The sequence below is a fragment of the Methylocystis iwaonis genome (assembly GCF_027925385.1).
Classification (GTDB): domain Bacteria; phylum Pseudomonadota; class Alphaproteobacteria; order Rhizobiales; family Beijerinckiaceae; genus Methylocystis; species Methylocystis iwaonis.
In genome coordinates, this window is the sequence record NZ_AP027147.1 from 1 (window position 1) to 15,866 (window position 15,866).

Consider the following 15,866-nt stretch of genomic DNA (forward strand, 5'->3'; position numbering starts at 1 on the left):
CGCTGCGCGTCAGGTTGCGCAGCGGGAAGCGGTTGCGCCGACGCCGCGCAAGAAGGCCGGAAAAAGCGGCGGGGGTCGAAGCTTTCGCACGGGCGACCTTGTGCGGGATTATCTTGAGCTTTGCCATAATCCGGCGAGGAATTTAGGGCGCTGGATCGAGGAACGCGACCGGCGCGCGGGGCGTGCCGGTCAGGGCTTGCGACGTTTGATTGCGAAAGGTGGATTTCATGCTGACGCACAGAGGGCGACAGTTGCTTTGGCAAAAGCCGGAGGGGTTCGCGGCGAGTCATTGTCGGAACTGCAAAGCCGGATGGGTGCGGGCGGGGAAAGAGGGCGAGCTGATCGTTTGCCTCTTGGACGGGGAGCCTGTGCTGGCGGAGATGACCGGCTGCAACAAGTTCACGCTGCCGAGCGAGGAGGACTAGCGACCGGCGAGTCGGGTTCGAGCTTCGACGCGGAAGCGGCGGCGATAGCCGCTCACTTCGCCGACCGGCTGGCGAGCTTGCGCCGCAGGCTGCGGCGTTGGGAAATTCCCGCCGCCGTCCGCGCCGCTCACGAAGACCGCGCCGCCGCCATGCAGGCCTTGCGGGAGCGGTGCGAACGCGACCGCCACGCCGAACGCGAGGAGGCACGGCGGCAAGCGGAGGCCGGGGCTTTGGAGAAGCCCCAGCCTTCCTGATTAGCTGCGCCCGTGGTTGAGATTGGCGACAGTTGACCAGCGGACTGCGCCGTCGGCGGCGGTGATTTTGACCGTCTCATCGGAATAGATGTGGAAGGTAAAACCGGCGGCCTTCTCGGTGCGCACGAGCGTGCGTTCCGTTTTAGGCCCGCCTTGGTTGCTGTTGGCCGCGCCGGCATTCAGGCCGCCGAACGGCGCGTAGCTGCCCGGCCAGCCCGTTTGTTGCGCCGTGTAAGACGGCGCAGGCGCAGGTTGCGGCGACGGGCTTTGCTGCGGCGGAGAATGAGGAACATCGGGCTCGAAGTCCTCATCCTCCCAGTCCTCAAAAAAAGTCTCGGGCGACGGCTGGGGACCGCCGGACGGAGGTGAGGAAGGCGGCGGCGTTCCGGGGCCGCTCGACGGGGGCGGAGACTGCGGCGGGCGCGGGGGCATAGGCGAACGAAGCCGTTGCGTTGGCGTGCGCGGATCGTCCCAAAGGCCATCAAGGCCCGAATCTTCCCAATAGGGCTTGCGTTCGGTCATCACCGGATGCGCGCCTTGCGGCAGCACGAGCATGCGCTCCTTGCTGAATTGCAGCATGAGCTGTTCCGGCGTGATGAGCGGGCGCACGGCCTCGCCGATATTCTGGCCGCTGGAAAGGCCGTAGAGGTCTTCCTGCCGCGAATGGGTTTCGTGGATGCGCCCGCCGATGAAGTTCGACCAGTATTTTGCTGAGTCGAAATCATCGAGGTTGAAGAGCGCGCGCACGCCGGAATTGCCGATGAAGGAAGTCCAGCGGCTTTTGTAGAGGTCTTTCATCTGGCCGATATCCTGCCAGACCGTGACCAGCTGGATGCCGTAGCCCGCCGCAAGGCCGATTGCGTTTTCGATTGGCGGCAAATGGCCGAGCGTCGCCAGCTCGTCGAGCATGAAGCAAATCGGCACGGGCGGCGGGTCGAGAATGTCGGTCATCTCGTCGAGCGCCGAAGTCAGCACCAGACGCAGCCAGCGATTGAAGACGGGGAATCGGGGCGCGGAGAGGCAGAGATAGACGGTCATCGTCCCGCGCCGCCAGTCCTTGAAATCTACCTCTTCGCCGGGGCCGGAGGCGGCAAGGCAGGCTTTCATTGCCGGATTGTCGAGAATGGCGGTTTGGCCCTGCGCGACCGAGACGACCGACGAGAACTCCTTTTCGTTCATGTCGATGAACGACTGCGCGAGATTTGACAGCGTTCCGTCGTCATCCGTGACCTGTTTCATGGCGTCGAGCGACGCCTTCGGCTTGCCGAGCAACAGCCGCCGCACGGTCAGCAGATCCTTGCGGTTCGCGGGGATCGCGTCAGACGCAAAGACGAACATAATGAAGAGGGCGACGAGTTGCAGGCCGCGCTCGAACCAGTAGTCGCGCTTCTCGCCTTCGCCGGGGACGAAGAGCGCAGCGGCGAGCGCCTTGCTTTCCGCATCCATGTTTTCGAGCGTCAGGCGCGACATGGGATTGAAGCGCGCCTGTGGCTTGCCGGAGATTCCGAAGGGATCGAGGTAAAGCACCTTATCGTTGAGCGTGGCGCGTTGCCGTCCAGTCGCTCTGGCGTTCTCGCCCTTGGGATCGAGGACGAAGGCGCTTCCGACGTGGCGCAGCAGTTGCGGGATGATGAGCGCGACGCCCTTGCCGGAGCGCGTCGAAGCCATAATCAGAACGTGCTTGTCGGTGTCGATGCGCAGCGGCTCGCCCTCGACATGGCCGAAGCCCATGCCTTGCGGACATTGCAGGGCGGCGATTTCTTCCGGTTCGGCGAAGCGCGCGCCCCGGCTGTCATCAGGCAGGCCTTTGGGGAGCGGCTGATTCCGCAGCCAGTAAATGAAGCGCACGATGTAGCCGAGCAGCCCGCGCGACTCGTAGCGATACATGCGCAGGATGTTCTCGAATTCGAGAACCTGCCGGAACAGCACCATGGGAACGACGAGGAAGAACCCGACAAAGCCGAAGAGGACGCCCAGAACCGTCAGGGTGGAAACCGCGCCGAAAATCAGCATCAAGGGAGGCGCGAGCGCCAGACCGACAATTGACGTGATGAGGAAGGCCGGGGAGAGCGGGCTAATCAGGCCGAAGCCCGCCCCCGACAACGACGTCAGCAGGGCGGCTATGGTGCTCACGCCGAGCGAGCCGAGCATCACGGCCGCCGAGGTTAAACCGACCGCAAAGCGCTTGCCGTTCAGCCATCGCAGGGGGTTGAGCAGGGCGAGACCCACGGCGACACCCGCCGCAATCGACCAGAGATTGACGGCGAGGCCGACCGCGTCGCCGACCGCGACGTGACCCGAAAAGAGATCGGAGAAATTGCCGAGCAGCCCGAGGCATCGCCAGATCATGAAAAGCGTGCCGCTGATAAAGGCGGCGGCGCGGATCAGGCGTTCAGTGCGGCTGGGAGGAGGAAAAGGGGAGGAGGCAGCGCCGCCCCTTTGCGGCGAGACGTGCATATTCATGGTTACGCATCCACGCTCATGCGGAGGCTGCAAACGACGGGTAAGAACGGCGCGCAGCAATCGCGGCTTCAACAACCCCGCAAGGCTTTGCCGCATTCGTGGTCGGATTGGGGCAAAGGGGGCGCTGCAAAAATATTTTTTTGGCGTGCAACCTTTTGCAGATTCAGCAGTTTACGAGCCTAGGACGTGTCTGTGACAGGACGAGGAAATCAGCGTGGAACGCGAAGAACGCCCGCCGCCGAAATCGCCGCTTGATTTCATGACCTCGGAGGAGCGGTCCGCCGCCGAAAAGGCGCGCCTCTATCTCGTTCACAAAGCCCACGGGTCGCTGGGCATCTATTACCTCCTTTATCCTGAAGACCGGCCCGCGCCGCCGCGCGATCGAGGTCGAGATCGCGAGGACGAGGGCCGCGAGCGCTAAGGCGCGCATTTTGTAGGGGACGGCATGGCTTGGGAAACGAACCAAATATATGAGCTGCGATGTGAGACTTGCGGGCGTCTAGGGCGGCAGGTCGAGCAGTCTGATGATTGGAATAACCATAGGACTAATTTCGAGAACTTTACGACAAAATGGGTCGGCGGGCGGGAGCCCGGAATTCCAAACTACGGAGCATACGAGATTCCGGTGTGCCCTGACTGCGGCGAAGAAGCAAAAATACTGTCAAAGCCTTTGCCGTTTGGATGATTGGTGCAAAAATGGACTCGACACAGAGTGCCGTGACTTGGTTGTCAAACGGCTTTTTCAGGCTCTCTCAAAAACGGTCGTTTTTGAGAGGCCCGCCACGCCGCCCGTTTAACAGAATGGGCCTTATGCGGCTTACCACCTACATCCCCAAGACAACTCGCAGTCGAGGCTTATGACATGACTAGAGGTGGCAGCGAGAAAATGCTCAGTATTCCCAGACATCGTTCCCGCCGGATACCAGGTAGACCGTGGCTCCGGGCTCGTGGCTATCTGGATGCATCCGCAATCCGCTCCTGCTTGCCCAGCTAACACGATTTGACCCTTGTGAGATAAATCGCCATTCCTGAGTCGGGATCAGGTGCGGGTCAGGACTTAGAACCCCGCCCAGTACACGCGAGTTGACCTGATCTCCTTCCGACATTGTCAGATACAGGCCCATATCATCGTTCCTAATACGATATATATCACCATCTCGGTCCTCTCGGACCCGTTCGAGAGTCCAGCCAGCATGCACCCCCATTCCTGGATTGAGCACGGATAAGGCCACCAAGCGTGCAGACCCAACTGTTGCGTCGGCCATTACCAAGCCCTGATTTGATGCAATACCGACGGGGGCCAATCTCGCAGTCTGAATGTTGCCAGCCATTGTTGCTATTCCCTTTGAAAAGAAGTCGAGAAGTTTGCGGACGACCAGGAGAGACGCGGAGTTGTCGCAAAAACCCGCCGGAATCGGCGGGCTTCGTGTTCACATTGGCAGATCGAACGCTCGCCTACACGCCGAACTTACCTTCGATGGCGTCCTCTATGAGTTTTGCAGACACCGATTTTGCAACATCAAGCAACAACCCACCAGCGGACTTCAAAGCATCCACCGCACCAGACTTGTTATTGGCACGGGCATTTTCTTCAGCCGTTGCAAGGACTCCGATAGCTTTGCCTTTTTGCAATCGGTCCGCATCGCGCTTTTCTAGTTCCTCTCTCACAAGATCCAATTGCCTCATGAACTCTGCCAAATCGAGAGGCTGATCCGTCACATTGGCAATATTCTGCGTATTGTGATCGGAGCGCGCGAGATCACCCTGAGCAGCGATGTTGCTTCCGGTGTTGTTGAAGGTAGACATATGTACCTCTCTGGAGTAGTAATTGATGATGTTTATAGTCAGCTTGATTTCTGACGATTTTTGTAGCGGCGCGCCGCTTTCCTTTGCTTCGAGAAGTCCAGCCCTCTCGAACGCTACCGTCACGTTGTTAGAAGCATTTTCGCTGTCACTTGAATTACTGACAGCGCGGATGACCTCCTGAACAACCGCCTCAAACGTAGCTTCGTTCAGTCGAATTTCTTTAGGCATGAAAATGCTCGACGCGATTATCCCACGCCGAGCATCTCATTTTCGAATAGCAGTCGCTAGCCCTGTTTAATCGACAAGCGCCAACTTCGGAGCTTTGTCCTTTGCGCCGGACTTTAACGCGCTCTTCAATTGGCCCGCGAGACGAGCCCCCTCAAGGGCAGGTAAATGCACCTCGTTGTAGCGGTTCGTCTCTTCGTCAACAGAAGCAATCGCTAATCCACGATGTGACTGGGCAGCAGCCCATGCCAGCAGCATGAGAGCGTTCTCGATGACCGCCGTCTGACTCTTCAGGCCGCAAAGTTTCTGAAGCCGGTCAACAAGTTGCTTCTGTTGGTCGCTAACGCGCACTTGTAGCCGAGGCGAGGTCATAGTCATTACTCCTACTGCCAAGCCATAACTTGACACCCAGTTGGGACCCGCCGTTCGGCGGCGGGTCCGGATCGTTTTCTTCTTCAGGGCCGAGTATATCGTCCAGAAGCGCGATGGCGATTTCCATCGTGAGAACGGTTTCAGTCTTTTCGAAACCGTCCGAAATCTTTGATTGCGGCATAGATTAGGTCCTCCCTATCAGGCGATAAATAGCAGTCGAGGCCAAGAAGCCTTCTGTCGAAACCAAATGGCTTAGCATCTGCCAAGCATCTGAAATCGCTGCATATTTTCTCCGATGTGACCATTTTCCATGCCTTGCAATCACAGGGTTTTCGCACCCTGCGCCAGCTATGTACTCCAAAATGGAGCCAATAGCAAGTCCTTTTTGCAGCTTTTTGTGTGTCTTGGGTTGGTGCAAAAATCAAGACTTTCGCAACAACCGCCGAGGCCTTGTTTTTCAGGGGCTTCAGCTGTGCAAAAGTTTGTTGCAAAAGTTCCGCGCAAAGCTACGTTTCCGGCATGACGATTTTCGGCTATGCGCGAGTCTCGACCGACGGGCAGAGCGTGGATGCTCAAGTGAAAGCGTTGCGCGCCGCCGGGGCGGAGAAGGTCTTTCGGGAGACGGCGAGCGGCGCAAAGAGCGACCGGCGCGAGCTGGCACGCGCCATCAAGGCGCTGGCTGAGGGGGACACCCTGCTTGTGACCCGCCTCGACCGGCTGGCGCGCTCGACGCGCGACCTCTTGAACATTCTCGACGCCGTGGGGAAGGCCGGGGCCGGGTTCCGCTCCCTGCATGACGCATGGACCGACACAACGACCCCGCACGGGCGGCTAATGCTCACCGTGTTAGGCGGTCTCGCCGAGTTCGAGCGCGACTTAATCCGCGCCCGCACCGGCGAAGGCCGCGAGCGGGCCAAGGCGCGCGGCGTCCACATGGGCCGCCCGCCGAAGCTCACCCGCCATCAGCGTGAAGAGGCACTTGCGGCGCTTGCCGAAGGCACGGCCTCGCAGGCCGATCTGGCCCGCCGCTTCAACGTCGACCGCAGCACGATTTCGAGGCTTGTATGAACTATAAAAGAGATGTTTTGACGGATTACAACTTTCAACTCGACAGGTTCGAGAGGAGCCTTAAGGAGCTTCACTACAATGGCCTATATGACCCCTCTGTTTTGGATTTTGCCGCAAGGGTTGCTTTAAGAGACTTGCCGGAAGGCGGCGTCACTCTCCCCCAGATTGCCGAGATTCTTTCGTCTGAATCTGTGGGACCGCCACATGGTTTTGACCTCCTTCAACCTCATCCTCTTCCAGAAATTCCTGCGTTACCGTCCCTCCCCGCCGAAGCCACGGCCCCCGTTTCCCAGCCCGCACCATCCTTTTTTAGTCGCATTTTTGGGGAGAAGCGCCAGCCAGAAAATCAAGTTTCGGCCCCGGCTGCCGCTATCTTAAAGAGGTTCGAGGAACTCTCCCGTCGGAGAGAAGAGGTGGCTCAGAACCTTCAACGAAAGCTCCGGGCGGAGGTTGTCGAGTTAGAGCAGATCAGACAGGCTTGTTTGTCGAAAGACCCAGCAGCGATTCGTCGTCTAATGGAGTTGTCATTTCTGCGACACCCCCTTCCGACTGCATTGAGCATGCCTGCTTCATTTTATTTAGACGTTCCATCCCGAATTGCGCTTTGCACTATTCAAATACCCGACTTCTCGCACCTTACAATCGTTCGAAAGCGTAGCGATTCGTGGAAAGCAAAGTGGCTTTCTGTCGGTGCTGCAGAACGTAAGCGCTCGACCGAAGCGATTTTATATTCGCTATGTCTGCGCGCGGCCTACTTGGTAGCGAAATCAGACAGCGGAAACTGGTTTGACACAGTTGCCGTTAATGCCGAGCAACATTGGCATGATCCCGCGACTGGTGCGCCTCGCGACGGCGCTATCGCTTCCCTACAGGCTCTAAAGAGCGAGCTTGTCGCCCTGCAGCTCGACCGCATCGACGCAAAGGCCTGCTTCCGGCATTTCAAAGGAATAAGCACCCCATCCACTGACAAAGTCGCGCCTGTGCGACCAATTTTCGTATTGGACAAAGACGATGACCGGGTTGTCGGTAACCGCGATGTCGCAGCTCAGATGGAGGAAGAAACAAATCTTGCGGCAATGCCGTGGGAAGATTTCGAGCAGCTCGTCCGCCAGCTATTCGAGTGGGAATTCGGACGCAATGGAGTCGAAGTAAAGGTGACGAGAGCTTCGAGGGATCGCGGCGTGGATGCAATTATGTATGACCCAGACCCGCTTCGCGGGGGTAAATTTGTCCTACAGGCCAAGAGATACACTCGAACCGTTGATGTCGCCGCTGTTCGTGATCTCTACGGAACCGTTGTGAACGAAGGGGCAAATCGTGGAATTCTCGTTGCCACCAGCAGCTACGGCCCAGACTCCTACGAATTCGCGAAGAATAAGCCTATTTCTCTCGTAGACGGCCCAAACTTAATTGCTATGCTCAAGCGACACGGATGCGCATTCCGTATCGACTTGGAGGAGGCGCGGCGACTTAACATGGAATGAGGAGTTGCGTCGCTTCACGCAATCGCGAGCGCCAAAAGCGCGAGGTGATCCGTCGCCGCCTAGGCCACACTCGCCGCTAAAAAACGATTGCCATTCGGATTGCGACCAATTTGCAATTCTATGTGGCCGTCAGAGCGGGTTGTGACACAAAATCTTTCACTCCTCGTCTGGTCTTTTCTCTTCGAAACACTCCATCCCTTTGCATGGTAGGAGTAACGCCCGGCTGCGTCTGTGTCTTTGACGCTTCCGTCGCTGACTATGCACAAATTCGGCTTGTTATCGAAAATGTCCGCGCAGTAGCCCGACTCACGCCCATGATGGCTAGCCATAAAGACGTCCATCTCCGAGAGGACCTTTGCGAAATCTGGTTGTTTTAAAAGGGCCTTCCAAGAAGCTGGCTCGTTATCTCCGGGGATCACAACCGTGATGCCATGGTAAGTGAAAACAACCACGCCGCTGTGATTGTTGATGTTGCTCTGTCCGCAATCGCGTGAAGCGAATTTTCTAATTGATACGCCGCCAGTGGCTTCTGGATTTCCAACGAGTTCCTCCGGCGCTATGGCACCATTATAGCGGTCGGACATCTCAAAATAAGCATCGAGCTTTCCTTGGTATGTCGATTGATTTTGCTCGTATACTGTTTTCTTATCCAGCCAATTAGGACGCCATAGCTGCCTAACGGCAAAGCCGTGTTTTTTCAAAAGCAGCATCTCGTCGATATGATCCCCGTGCGGATGGGTAATGACGAGGCTATCAATTGTTTTAGTCTGGCCCTTTAGCCACCCAAGAGGAGAAAAATCAGCCGAGCACCCAAGATCAATTACAATTACGTTTCCATCAGGGGTGAACGCATGGATAGCCTGCCCGTGGCCAACATCATGCACCACAATTCTAAGCGTCATCATTTGCTCCGTGCGTTATGAACGCTGATGTCTGGATGATATTTGCTTTTCGAGGAGAGATAGGCAGCGGAAACGCCGAATACCGCGAGGGCAGCAGCGGCCATGACTGCGGCAGAAGCCAAAATTAGGGACTCAAAATCGCGAGATTGATCGATCTGAGTGCCGAAAAAGGCTAGCGCTACGAAAATTCCAATCTGTATAGCTACGAGCCCGTTGGATAGCGTGTGGGCACTGGCCCACTTGAATGCGCCGAACGAGGTATCAAGATACATTTGGTTGTTATCAAAGTCGTCGATCTTCGCAAGGGAGAACTTACGGATAGCATTCACCTGTCTCGCTGGATAAACAAAATAAAGCCTGACTTGCACGATAATTGCGAATATCAACAATAACGACAAAGCTGTCATCGCCGAAATAAACGTCACGAAGTGCCAAAATTGTTCATTCGTCTCCGGGTTCCCAATTTTGTAGAAGGCAAGCAGCAGCGACGGAACAGCACTTGAAAGTGTTGCTGTTAGCTTTGTAAGCGTCTGGTGCTTATCATCATAAAATTTAATCAGATCGAGACACTTCTCGTATTCTACCTTTAAAAATTCGTCCATGAGCGCCAACCTAGCCGTTCACTTTTGAGCGGAGGTGGTGTTCAAGGTGGAGTTTTTCAAGGGCTTATATGCAAGCAACTTTGGCCATGACTTATCCATGACGGCTAGGTTTTCGGGCGTCCCTGCGCGCGAACGCGCGGTCGGGCTGTCGTGAACCGAACCCGCTTTGCGGTTTCGGCCCTGCGGGCTTCCATCCCTGACGCATGAGCGGCACGGCAGTAAAGAGTCCCAACGCCTGTAAATACGGGCGCTTTCGCAAGACTCTCGACGAATCAGGAAAATCTAGGCAGGCTCGGCCAATGCGCGAGTGATTTGCGCCCGCGCAGCCCTGCACTTTTTTCGGAGAAGCAGAGCCCAGAAACAGAAAACCCGCCACGAGGGCGGGCTTCATATCCGGCGCAGGCCGGGAAATTCAGTGTCTGGACAACACGAATTTCCCCCACCTTCGCCCCCAAGTCAAGCGGAAACCCCGTTTCCGCTAACGGGGGCGTTTGCGCCGATTTTAAGCCGCTTTCCGGGGCGGGTTGAGCGATCAACCCGAAGGAGAAGCCATGTCTTTTGAGGAGATTTCAGCGAATCAAGGTGCGTTGTTCGATGCGTTTCCAGCTATCGAGTCCCCTGCCCCGCGCGTTCGATCCTCGCGCAGCGCCAACCGCGCGGCCGCGTGGGAGCGCGATCTTGCGCAAAGCGCGTCCTATCTCATGGGCCAATGCCGCAGCGAGGACGAACGCGAATTCGTCTCTCGCCTCTACGATGAGGCATCTGAACGCGGCCCGGATTTCATCAACTACCGCAGCAACAGCGCCTTCCGCGCCGCGCCGAAACTCGGCATCGACCGCAACGCCTATGCGCGCATCCTGAACGCGCTCGAAGCGATCGAGCGCGGCACCTATCGCCATTCCCGCGAGAAGGGGAAGCAGGGCATCCCGCGCACCGTGGCGCGGGTGTTGAAGGCATTGCTCAACCTGGCTCTGCAATATGGCGAGGTGCGCCCCTCACTCGAAGGCCTCGGAAAGCTGGCCTGTGTTTGCAAGCAGACCGTGGTCAACTGTCTCAAGGTCTTGCAGCTTTATGGCTTCGTCGTCGTGCATCGGCGCATCAAGCGCATTTGCACGCCGCTCGGCTTCAAGGTCGTGCAGGATTGTAACGCCTATACCATCCAAGAGCCGCAGGGGTTGGGCGCAATGGCCGTGCGTCTCTATCGGCAGGCATCCGAGTCTAGAAAATCGTCACCATCATCTAAGGATTCTTCATTCGATAAGACCAAGGGGCGAAATTCGGTTCACCAGAGCCCGATACGGGGCGCGTGGGGAGATTTGCAGGAGGCGTGGGAGGCTTTCTAGCTCCCTGCCCTACCCCCTCTCACCGGCCAATACAGGCGATTTGCGGCCCCTTCCCCGAGGGGATCGGCGGAGCCATGCCCTCCCGTTCCCGACCGAGAGAGTGCCACACGGCGCGGCTAGTGCGTTCAAGGCCGCTACGCGCCGCCTTCGGCGGTTGCCGCAAGCGGCAAGCCTTGAGCGCGCCGCTTTGTGTGGCAACTGGAAATTGTCGGGACGGAGGGCGTCAGTTTGCCCGCCTTGCGGCGGTTTCGACGGCCTGCGGCGCGTCGAACAGAGGGCAAGACGCCATTATAATTGCATAATGGTATCGTGGCCTAATGGTATAGTTGGGTGCCTCTCACTTCGGCTCGGGGTGTTGCAAGGCTTTCTCCAAAGCCAAGCGGATGAACCGCTGATACGGCATCTTTTCCTTTTCGGCCTGCTTGCGGACTGCCGTAAGCAGATCGTCGGGCAGACGGAGATTGACCGACTTGTCCTTGCGCTTCAATTCGAAGCGAACAGGGACGAGAGTCGACAGGTCGAATTCCGTCAGGTCGGCTTCGGCGACAAAAGCTTCAGCTTCAGCGTCACTTTTTAGCGTGGGGAGCGGTTTCTTTTTCATAGTGCGCGACCTCCTTCTTGTGCATGTAGCGGGCGCTTATCGGCCTCAAAAACGTCTCGCCGTCCTTCTGGCGTAGCGTGAAGACCACGAAGAGCTTGCGGCCTTGCCCGGTTGTGCCGAAGCCTATGAACCGCTCTTCCCGCTCCGAATGCGCGGGGTCCGGGCCGATCATGACAGTCCCGAAAAACAGGCTTTCGATTTCGTGGATCGAAACGCCGTGCTTCTGGCACTTCTCCCGGTTGCCCTTGTCCCAATCGAACCCCGAAAATTCCATGCGGCCTCAGTTCAATAAAATAGGCAAATGCCTATACAAATGCCACCATAAACGAAGCCCTGCCGCCGGTCACGCAAAAGCGACGCAATATTATTGCAAAGGTGAAGGTGATGCGAAAGCTTTGCAATGGTATAATGGTATCCTTGTATCATGGCGCGCGGCGGCAGGGCTTTTTCCGGCCCCCGCCTTGAAATCAGGGGAAATCTTAATCTTGTCTTAATGGTATCCGATTAAGCCATGATACAATGATGCCCTGATGCAACGATACCATTATACCATTACAATGGTGCGCCATGATGCAAGTGATCTCCTTCGTCACCCAGAAAGGCGGCAGCGGTAAAAGCACAACCGCCGCATCCGTCGCCGTGGCCGCCTTCGAGGAAGGCCGCCGCGTGTTCATGCTTGAACTCGACAAGCAGGGGACATTGACCGACTGGACCGAAAGCCGGGCCGCCGAAGAAGGCCCGGAGTTCGAGCGCATCGACTCGACGATGCTTGAGAAAGCCATCTCGACCTTGAAAGAGGCAGGCTATCAGTTGGTAGTCATCGACACGCCGGGCGCGGATAACCCCCACATCAACGCCGTGATGCGCGTTTCGGATTTTTGCCTCATCCCGTGCCGTCCGACCGCGACCGACCTCAAGGGCTGCTTGCCGACCGTGCAAAGCCTTATCCGGCTCGACAAGCCGTTTGCCTTCGTTCTCACCCAATGCCCGCCCCGGTCGGGGCGGGTTGACGAGGCAAGGGCAGGGCTCGCCGCTCTAGGCCTTATTGCCGAGCCGCCGATTGTCAGCCGCGCCGATCATCAAGACGCTATGGCCGCAGGCATGGGCGTTACCGAATTCAACGCGACGGGAGCCGCCGCCTTCGAAATCCGCCAACTCTGGAATTGGATTGACCATAAGCTACAGCCCAAGGTGAAAAAGAATGTCAAAGCCGCGTAGGACCGTTTTGTCGGGGATCGTCACGCCGCTGGTCCGCGAAGCCGAGCACATCGAGATTCCGCAAGTCGTGAATGCCGAAACCGCGCCGCCTTCACCCCGTCGCCGCAGCGCGACGAAGGAGGCGACCATTCAGCAGACGGTCTATTTGCCGCCCGCCGTTCACGACCAGCTGCGCGAGCTCGCCTTTTCTGAACGGGTGAAGATGCACGCCCTCATCATGGAAGGGCTGGACGCGGTGTTTCGCGCGCGCGGCCTCAAGTCGATTGAGGAGCTGACCCCTAAAAGCTGATACCCTTGTAATGGTATCCTTGCGTAAGGGCATAAATGAAAGGGCTGGACAGACGCGCCGCCAGCCCCATCACCTTGACGGTCATCGCCGTCCCCGGCTGCACCGTGAGGAAAGGCTAGCGCCGCTTTGATTCCGAGTAAACAGGAAACCAAAATGAGCGATGAAGTTCCCGACCTTAACAAGGAACTGCTCAAACGCTTCGACATGCTCGAACTTCTGGCCTCAAGAGCCCTTCGGCTAATTAAGGAGAAGGGGCTTTCCGAAGAATGGCCGCATACCGATGAGCTCACCAAGCTGCTGGACGAAATTCGGGAGCTAGAGGCGGCAGATTTTGACCGGATGTGGCGGCAGCTTTCCTAGAGCCAGTGAAAATCACCTTGTTTAAATATCCCGGGAGCGCGAGGGCAGAGCCCTCGCAAACGAAAAAGAGTGCGCGCAAGGCGCGCTCAAAAAATCTCGACCCGGCGCTTTGTTCCTAGCGGACTTATCCACCCCGCCGCGCTTCGCTGTGAGGGCGGCGCGGGGCGTGGATAAGTCCTATCCCCGCGCCGGTTCTCACATCGCTGCAACGTTGAGAGCCGCGCGCGTCTGTCGAGAATTTTGCCGCTTCCCCGTGCCGCCCGTGTCAGATGCGGGAGAGGAAGGGATAGGGGTTCGCTGCCGTTGTCGTGGGCGCCGTGGCGTTTTCATTGGACGAGGGCGGCGGAGGAGGGGAGGCCGGTGCGGCATCTGCAGCAGGAGCAGCTGGCGCGGGTTGGGCCAGCTCTTTGAGCAAATCCTCGATCACCTCTTTGTCTTTGGGGCGACCGACATAGGTCCCCAAGATGCTGCGCACGGCCCGCGCGAAAGATTCGTCTTTCTCCATGTAGGCGAGGATCGCTCCGCCGACGATGATCTTGCGGCGCGCATCGCGTTTGCGGTTCTCGTCCTTTGCCTGCTGCGCGAGCTTGCTCAACCGCGCGTCGAGTTTTTCCCGCTCGGCTTTGAGTTTCGCAATTTGCGTGTCGTAATCTTTCGCCATGTGATCCTTCCGCGTTTGAGCGATGCTAATTCAGCTTGATGACTCTTGAAAAGCTCTGATTCTAGTTTTAGCTTGATTGCCGAAGGTGTCTCCCGACTTCAGGAGGGCGCACTTATACAGTCGCTTTGCGACTGTGTGCGTTCTGTTCCGCAAGCTCTCCCGCCATCCGGCGAGGAGCTTGCGGCCAGCTGAAAGAGGCCTCGCCATCCGGCGCGGCGAAGCAGCGAAACGACGAGGCGAAGCGCGCATGAATTGCGGCTATCACTTCTCGGCAAAGCCAGTGAGCTTCGGCAAAGGGCAGAGCGCCGTTGCCAAAGCGGCCTATAACGCGCGTGCGCAGCTCGACAACGAGCGCGACGGTTGCAAAACGAAGGATTACGGTGACCATAGCCCGGTGCTGTTCGAGGGCATCTTCGCGCCGGAGAATGCGCCGGACTGGGCGCGCGACCGGAACCAGCTTTGGAACCGAGCCGAGGCGACAGAGCGGCAAAAGAACGGGCAGCCCGCGCGCAATATCGACTGCGCCTTTCCGCACCAGCTCGACCAGCAACAGCGCGAATGGATGCTCAAGGATTTTTGTCGCGAGCAGTTCGCGCGCAAGGGCATGGTTGTCGATGCGGTCATTCACGCCCCCGACGAAAAGGGCGACCAGCGGAACTTTCACGCGCATATTTTGCTGACCATGCGCAAGATCGACGGCGACGGATTCGCCAAAACCAAATGCCGTGACTGGAACAAGCCGGAGTATCTGGCGCTGTGGAAAGAGCAATGGGCGGAGAAGGGGGCGAAGGCGCTCGAACGGGCCGGTTATCCGGTTGAGGCCGAACGCTGGCGGCAGGGCCATAAGACGCTTGCCGAGCAGCGCCAGGCCGCCTTGGCGCGTGGCGATAAAGAGTTCGCGGAGCATCTGCACGACCGGGAGCCGACGCGGCACATGGGGCCGAAGGCGACCGGGATGCAGCGGCGCGGCAAGGAGGCCGACCGCTGGCAGGAGTTGCAGACGCTTGTGGAGCGCAACGGAATCCGGCTCGAGATGCGCGCGCTCGAGCAGCAGATGGAGGCGCTCGAAAAGGAGCGCGCGCAGGCGCTGCGCCAGATCGAGAAGGCGGCGAAAGCGGACGACCGCGCTTTGCGGCGCCCGGATAGCGTCGAGCGGAAATTCGGCGACGGCGCACGGCAGGAGGCCGCCGCTTTCCGTCAGGAAACGCGCGAGGCGCGCGACCGGGCTATTCAGGACGCATGGCGCAATCGCGTTGAGAAGCAGACCGCCGAGAAGGTCAATGTGGGAGCGCGCATTATGGGAACGGGCAAGGAAGGTTTGCGCGTCGCGGACAAGGCGACCGGCGCGGTTTTCAGCCTTGCGGACTACATGAGCAACATCGTTTCGGGGCATGAGAAGCCGGTCTCGATGAAAGATCGCGGCGGCGAGCTGGCGGGCTTCATCCACGACGACCCAAAATTGATGAAGGAGCAGCACGCGGCGCGCGGCGCGCAGGTGCGGGCGGAGAAGGAGGCCGATCTCGCGCTTGAGCGCATCGAAGACGACATGAAGCAGGGGCGCTCGTTGTCGGCGTCCGACATCCACAACCTCACATCGGCGCATCAGGAGACGCTGCGGAAATTCGGCGACGACGGCATGCGGCAGCTCATCGAGGACATGCACAAGCGCAACGAGCGATACTGGTCGAACGAGGGCCGAGAGCGCGAGCGGGACTGATTGAAGGTTTCCGCAGGGGGCGCGGCGGGAGCCGGAGCGAAGAAGACGCCGGGAACCGCAAGGCAGAATTCCGGGG

General features: G+C 58.3%; 17 protein-coding genes. 9 read left to right on the top strand and 8 right to left on the bottom strand.

Annotated features, from left to right (window positions below; translation table 11 throughout):
- The first annotated feature begins 227 nt into the window (after positions 1 to 227).
- Positions 228 to 425 carry a hypothetical protein gene (locus tag QMG84_RS21175; RefSeq protein ID WP_281932831.1) on the top strand — a complete coding sequence of 66 codons (198 nt, stop codon included), beginning with the start codon at positions 228 to 230 and terminating at the stop codon, positions 423 to 425.
- Between the two features lie 254 nt (positions 426 to 679).
- Here the strand turns inward: QMG84_RS21175 and QMG84_RS21180 are convergent, their stop codons facing one another.
- Positions 680 to 3,142, bottom strand: coding sequence for a type IV secretory system conjugative DNA transfer family protein (locus tag QMG84_RS21180; RefSeq protein WP_281932832.1), 2,463 nt, complete (start codon positions 3,140 to 3,142; stop codon positions 680 to 682).
- Between the two features lie 214 nt (positions 3,143 to 3,356).
- Between QMG84_RS21180 and QMG84_RS21185 the strand changes: the two genes are divergently transcribed.
- Complete coding sequence (locus QMG84_RS21185) at positions 3,357 to 3,563, top strand: hypothetical protein (protein ID WP_281932833.1); 207 nt, start codon at positions 3,357 to 3,359, stop codon at positions 3,561 to 3,563.
- A 1,034-nt stretch (positions 3,564 to 4,597) separates the two neighbouring features.
- Here QMG84_RS21185 and QMG84_RS21190 read toward each other — a convergent pair.
- Together QMG84_RS21190 and QMG84_RS21195 are read right to left on the bottom strand one after the other, a co-directional pair.
- Complete coding sequence (locus QMG84_RS21190) at positions 4,598 to 5,176, bottom strand: hypothetical protein (protein ID WP_281932834.1); 579 nt, start codon at positions 5,174 to 5,176, stop codon at positions 4,598 to 4,600.
- 66 nt (positions 5,177 to 5,242) lie between these two features.
- Positions 5,243 to 5,545, bottom strand: coding sequence for a hypothetical protein (locus tag QMG84_RS21195; RefSeq protein ID WP_281932835.1), 303 nt, complete (start codon positions 5,543 to 5,545; stop codon positions 5,243 to 5,245).
- 519 nt (positions 5,546 to 6,064) lie between these two features.
- Here QMG84_RS21195 and QMG84_RS21200 point away from each other — a divergent pair.
- Both QMG84_RS21200 and QMG84_RS21205 read left to right on the top strand, forming a co-directional pair.
- Positions 6,065 to 6,613 (top strand): recombinase family protein, encoded by a 549-nt coding sequence (locus QMG84_RS21200; protein ID WP_281932836.1) that lies wholly within the window; start codon positions 6,065 to 6,067, stop codon positions 6,611 to 6,613.
- Positions 6,610 to 8,097, top strand: a complete 1,488-nt coding sequence (locus tag QMG84_RS21205; RefSeq protein ID WP_281932837.1) for a restriction endonuclease — start codon at positions 6,610 to 6,612, stop codon at positions 8,095 to 8,097. Before QMG84_RS21200 ends, QMG84_RS21205 begins: the two co-directional genes overlap by 4 nt.
- Before the next feature lie 59 nt (positions 8,098 to 8,156).
- On the opposite strand, the gene QMG84_RS21210 is transcribed toward QMG84_RS21205, so the two are convergent.
- Positions 8,157 to 9,002, bottom strand: a complete 846-nt coding sequence (locus QMG84_RS21210) for a ComEC/Rec2 family competence protein (protein WP_281932821.1) — start codon at positions 9,000 to 9,002, stop codon at positions 8,157 to 8,159.
- Complete coding sequence (locus QMG84_RS21215) at positions 8,999 to 9,601, bottom strand: hypothetical protein (RefSeq protein WP_281932822.1); 603 nt, start codon at positions 9,599 to 9,601, stop codon at positions 8,999 to 9,001. Before QMG84_RS21215 ends, QMG84_RS21210 begins: the two co-directional genes overlap by 4 nt.
- Before the next feature lie 551 nt (positions 9,602 to 10,152).
- On the opposite strand from QMG84_RS21215, the gene QMG84_RS21220 reads away from it, so the two are divergent.
- On the top strand, positions 10,153 to 10,944 hold the full coding sequence (locus QMG84_RS21220) for a hypothetical protein (RefSeq protein WP_281932823.1): 792 nt from the start codon (positions 10,153 to 10,155) through the stop codon (positions 10,942 to 10,944).
- A gap of 337 nt (positions 10,945 to 11,281) precedes the next feature.
- Here the strand turns inward: QMG84_RS21220 and QMG84_RS21225 are convergent, their stop codons facing one another.
- Both QMG84_RS21225 and QMG84_RS21230 read right to left on the bottom strand, forming a co-directional pair.
- Entirely contained in the window at positions 11,282 to 11,545 is a 264-nt protein-coding gene (locus QMG84_RS21225; protein ID WP_281932824.1) for a CopG family antitoxin, read from the bottom strand.
- The gene (locus QMG84_RS21230; RefSeq protein ID WP_281932825.1) at positions 11,511 to 11,819 is read right to left on the bottom strand and encodes a BrnT family toxin; all 309 of its coding nucleotides are present in this window, start codon (positions 11,817 to 11,819) and stop codon (positions 11,511 to 11,513) included. The genes QMG84_RS21225 and QMG84_RS21230 overlap by 35 nt, the downstream gene beginning before the upstream one ends.
- Positions 11,820 to 12,112: 293 nt before the next feature.
- Here QMG84_RS21230 and QMG84_RS21235 point away from each other — a divergent pair, with 293 nt between their 5' ends.
- The 3 genes from QMG84_RS21235 (at position 12,113) to QMG84_RS21245 (ending at position 13,412) form a co-directional block, all read left to right on the top strand.
- Complete coding sequence (locus tag QMG84_RS21235; protein ID WP_281932826.1) at positions 12,113 to 12,763, top strand: AAA family ATPase; 651 nt, start codon at positions 12,113 to 12,115, stop codon at positions 12,761 to 12,763.
- Between the two features lie 7 nt (positions 12,764 to 12,770).
- The gene (locus QMG84_RS21240; RefSeq protein ID WP_281932827.1) at positions 12,771 to 13,052 is read left to right on the top strand and encodes a ribbon-helix-helix domain-containing protein; all 282 of its coding nucleotides are present in this window, start codon (positions 12,771 to 12,773) and stop codon (positions 13,050 to 13,052) included.
- 153 nt (positions 13,053 to 13,205) lie between these two features.
- A complete protein-coding gene (locus tag QMG84_RS21245) occupies positions 13,206 to 13,412 on the top strand; it encodes a hypothetical protein (RefSeq protein WP_281932828.1) in 207 nt (68 codons plus the stop codon).
- Positions 13,413 to 13,677: 265 nt separating this feature from the next.
- On the opposite strand, the gene QMG84_RS21250 is transcribed toward QMG84_RS21245, so the two are convergent.
- Positions 13,678 to 14,007, bottom strand: coding sequence for a hypothetical protein (locus tag QMG84_RS21250; RefSeq protein ID WP_281932829.1), 330 nt, complete (start codon positions 14,005 to 14,007; stop codon positions 13,678 to 13,680).
- 313 nt (positions 14,008 to 14,320) lie between these two features.
- Between QMG84_RS21250 and mobQ the strand changes: the two genes are divergently transcribed.
- Positions 14,321 to 15,790 (top strand): MobQ family relaxase, encoded by a 1,470-nt coding sequence (mobQ, locus tag QMG84_RS21255; RefSeq protein ID WP_281932830.1) that lies wholly within the window; start codon positions 14,321 to 14,323, stop codon positions 15,788 to 15,790.
- Positions 15,791 to 15,866: the final 76 nt, after the last annotated feature.

What these genes read in the sequence shown, in the direction of transcription:
- QMG84_RS21235 (WP_281932826.1), top strand. Translation starts at nt 12,113, where the DNA reads ATGATGCAAGTGATCTCCTTCGTCACCCAGAAAGGCGGCAGCGGTAAA.
- QMG84_RS21175 (WP_281932831.1), top strand. Translation starts at nt 228, where the DNA reads ATGCTGACGCACAGAGGGCGACAGTTGCTTTGGCAAAAGCCGGAGGGG.
- mobQ (WP_281932830.1), top strand. Translation starts at nt 14,321, where the DNA reads ATGAATTGCGGCTATCACTTCTCGGCAAAGCCAGTGAGCTTCGGCAAA.
- QMG84_RS21195 (WP_281932835.1), bottom strand. Translation starts at nt 5,545, where the DNA reads ATGACCTCGCCTCGGCTACAAGTGCGCGTTAGCGACCAACAGAAGCAA.
- QMG84_RS21180 (WP_281932832.1), bottom strand. Translation starts at nt 3,142, where the DNA reads ATGAATATGCACGTCTCGCCGCAAAGGGGCGGCGCTGCCTCCTCCCCT.
- QMG84_RS21245 (WP_281932828.1), top strand. Translation starts at nt 13,206, where the DNA reads ATGAGCGATGAAGTTCCCGACCTTAACAAGGAACTGCTCAAACGCTTC.
- QMG84_RS21225 (WP_281932824.1), bottom strand. Translation starts at nt 11,545, where the DNA reads ATGAAAAAGAAACCGCTCCCCACGCTAAAAAGTGACGCTGAAGCTGAA.
- QMG84_RS21210 (WP_281932821.1), bottom strand. Translation starts at nt 9,002, where the DNA reads ATGATGACGCTTAGAATTGTGGTGCATGATGTTGGCCACGGGCAGGCT.
- QMG84_RS21205 (WP_281932837.1), top strand. Translation starts at nt 6,610, where the DNA reads ATGAACTATAAAAGAGATGTTTTGACGGATTACAACTTTCAACTCGAC.
- QMG84_RS21215 (WP_281932822.1), bottom strand. Translation starts at nt 9,601, where the DNA reads ATGGACGAATTTTTAAAGGTAGAATACGAGAAGTGTCTCGATCTGATT.
- QMG84_RS21230 (WP_281932825.1), bottom strand. Translation starts at nt 11,819, where the DNA reads ATGGAATTTTCGGGGTTCGATTGGGACAAGGGCAACCGGGAGAAGTGC.
- QMG84_RS21220 (WP_281932823.1), top strand. Translation starts at nt 10,153, where the DNA reads ATGTCTTTTGAGGAGATTTCAGCGAATCAAGGTGCGTTGTTCGATGCG.
- QMG84_RS21200 (WP_281932836.1), top strand. Translation starts at nt 6,065, where the DNA reads ATGACGATTTTCGGCTATGCGCGAGTCTCGACCGACGGGCAGAGCGTG.
- QMG84_RS21190 (WP_281932834.1), bottom strand. Translation starts at nt 5,176, where the DNA reads ATGCCTAAAGAAATTCGACTGAACGAAGCTACGTTTGAGGCGGTTGTT.